This is a genomic window from Halochromatium sp. (assembly GCF_054919635.1).
The window spans coordinates 1-2,898 of the sequence record NZ_JBUDPI010000423.1; the positions used below are offsets into that span (position 1 = coordinate 1).

At 69.5% G+C, this 2,898-nt stretch carries 3 protein-coding genes; all 3 read left to right on the forward strand.

From position 1 onward, the window contains the following. Window positions 1-588, forward strand: a 588-nt coding sequence (locus ACY693_RS17695) for a hypothetical protein (protein WP_462323128.1), incomplete at its 5' end; no start/stop codon positions are given. Continuing rightward, a complete protein-coding gene (locus ACY693_RS17700) occupies window positions 585-1,895 on the forward strand; it encodes an efflux RND transporter periplasmic adaptor subunit (protein ID WP_462323130.1) in 1,311 nt (436 codons plus the stop codon). The genes ACY693_RS17695 and ACY693_RS17700, both read left to right, overlap by 4 nt. Window positions 1,896-1,905: 10 nt before the next feature. Then, window positions 1,906-2,898, forward strand: a 993-nt coding sequence (locus ACY693_RS17705; RefSeq protein WP_462323129.1) for an efflux RND transporter permease subunit, incomplete at its 3' end; no start/stop codon positions are given.

Sequence of the window (2,898 nt, forward strand, 5' to 3'; positions counted from 1 at the left end):
GCGATCGCCGGGCTCACCGCCGCCCTACAACGCTTCGAGGTCCGTTACGAGGCCACCCGACGCGCCGAGCGCAGGCTGCGCGTCGGGCTTTTCTTCGTCACACTGGTGGTCCTCGGCGGCGGTCTGTACCTCACCCTCGGAGCCACCACGGACTTGGTTGCGCGCATCGTCCCACCCCCGATCGCCCGGACCGATCCCGACGCGGCGCAGGAGCGGCGCACGCGCCTGCTCAGGGGTCTGGAACCGGCGGAACGCACGCGGCTCGAGCGGTTCGAGGAACAAGCAGCGCTCGTGCGGGAGTACATGCAGGTCTCGCCCGACTTCAACAGCGGCGCGACGGTCGCGCTGGTGCTATCCAGCATGAGCCGCTCCGTTGAGGTCATGCCGGAGCTCTACCGGGTCGTCGCTTCGATGGCAGACGACATCCATGTCATCAACGCCCGGATGACTGCGATGGATCGGAAAATGGACGCGCTGTCGGTACTGGCGACCGAGGTGCGGGGGATGCGAAGCCAGATGGCCGTCATGGCCGCCGGGGTGGATTCGACCATGGGCCAGGCCGGGCGCATGATGCCTTGGAACTGGTGATGGCTTTGACGTTGACACTCTCTGCATTGCCCAATATGGGCAGTGCAGGCGTGCAGCCGGCTGGCGACCTGCCGGATAATTTGGAGACTTTGCCAAGCCGTTTCAGGATGCATCAGGACACCATGACCGCCGACGACTCCGGGCGAGGCCCCAGGCCGCTGCTCGGCCCCAGCCGCCGCCTGATGATCCTCATCCTTGGGCTATTGGTCGGTCTTGCCGGCTGCCAGCCGTCCGCACCGCCGCCGAGCGCGCCTGCCGACAGCTCTCGCCCCGCTCAGATACTCACAATCCGCGCGGCGGAGCTGAGCTCGAACCTGCGTTTCCCGGGCCGGGTGCGCGCCGTGCAGCGCGTCGAGCTGGCCTTTAACGTGCCGGGCCAGATCATCGATCTGCCCGTCACCGAGGGGCAAGCCGTGCCGGCGGGAGGGCTGATCGCGCGCCTCGACCCGGCCGCTTATCAGACCGCGCTGGATGTGGCCCAGGCCGAGCTCGAGGCCGCCACCGCCGAGTACGAGCGCGTGCGCGAGCTCTGGGAGCGGAGCCAGGCCGTGGCGCGCGCCGAGGTGGAACGCAAGCGCACCGCGATGGAAGTCGCGCGCTCGCGCTTCGCCGCCGCCAAGAAGGACCTCGACGACACCCGGCTGACGGCGCCGTTCGCCGGCGTCATCGCCCGCCAGCTCGCCGAGAACTTCCAGACCCTGCAGGCCAAGGAGCCCGTGGTGAGCCTGCAGAATCCGGACGCGCTGGAGATCGTGATCCACGTGCCGGAGCGAGTGGTGCGCGGCGAGCCGCGGCGTGCCGCGGGCCTCGCGGTCTTCGACGACCTTCCGGAGCGCCGCTTGCCGTTGACGCTCAAGTCCTTCGCCACCGAAGCCGATCCGCAGACCCAGACCTACGAGGTCGTGCTCGGGCTGACGCCGCCGCCGGATCTGCGGGTATTGCCGGGGATGGCCGTCGAGGTGCTTCCGGAGAGCGCCGGCGCGCGGGCGTCCTCCTCGGCAACAGCCGGAGCTGGTGTGAACGCCGCCATCGAAGCCAGCGCCGAGGGCGACGCTGCGGCCGATGGCGCGGCCCCGGTGCTGATCCCAATCGCCGCCGTGGTCGCAGCTGCCGACGGCACACCCAGGGTCTGGGTCGTGGACCCCGAGAACGGCCAGGTCGGCCGCCGCCCGATCGAGACCGGCGCCCTGCAGGCGGCGGAGGTCGCCGTGCTGAGCGGGCTCGCGCCCGGCGAGCAGATCGTCACCGCCGGCGTGCATAGCCTGCGCGACGGCATGCGGGTGCATCCGCTCGATTCTGAGCGTTGATATCGCCGCCATGAACCTCGCCGCCGCGACGCTCGATAAGCGCACCATCGCCTGGCTCGGCTGCCTGCTTTTACTGGTCGGCGGCTGGATCAGCTACCAGCAGCTCGGCCGCTTCGAGGACCCGGAGTTTGTGATCCGCGAGGCGGTGATCGCCACGCCCTATCCCGGCGCGCTGCCGACCCAGGTCGCCGACGAGGTCACCGATGTCATCGAAGGCGCCGTGCAGCAGCTCCAAGAGGTCAAGGAGATCACCTCGGTCTCCGGCATCGGGCTGTCGCGGGTCAAGGTGGAGATCAACCTACCCTTCGCGCGCAGCCGCGACCAATTGGAGCAGGTCTGGGACAAGCTCCGGCGCAAGATTGCCGATGCGCAGCGGTCTTTGCCGCCTGGCGCCGGCCCGCCGGTGGTCAACGACGACTTCGGCGATGTCTACGCGCTGTTCTTCGCCGTCACCGGCGGCGGCTATTCGTTGGAGCAGGTCCGCGACTACGTCGAGGTGCTCGAGCGTGAGCTGGTGCTGGTGCCAGGCGTGGCCCGGGTCGCGACCCTGGGCGCCCCTCAAGATGCGATCTATGTCGAGATCGCGGCGTCGAAGGCCGCGCAGCTCGGCATCACCCGCGAACAGATCGACGAGGCGCTGCGCCGACAGAACCTGATCTCGGCGGCCGGGGACCTGACCGCCGGCCCGCAGCGCATCCGCATCGTCCCTGACGGTCAGGTCGATTCGGTGGCCGCCATCGGCAACATCGTGCTCGGCGCCGGCGGCGGCGAGCAGGTGATCTTCCTGAAGGACGTGGCCGAGATCCGGCGCGACGTCGTCGAGCCGGCGCGGGCACTGGTGCGCTACGACGGCCAGCCTGCCATCGGTCTCGGCCTGTCCAATGTCGCCGGCGGCAATGTGGTCGAGATGGGCGATGCGGTGCGCGCGCGGCTCGCGGCGCTCGAGTCGCAGCGGCCGGTGGGCATGGAGCTGAACGTCGTCTCCTATCAATCCGACTCGGTG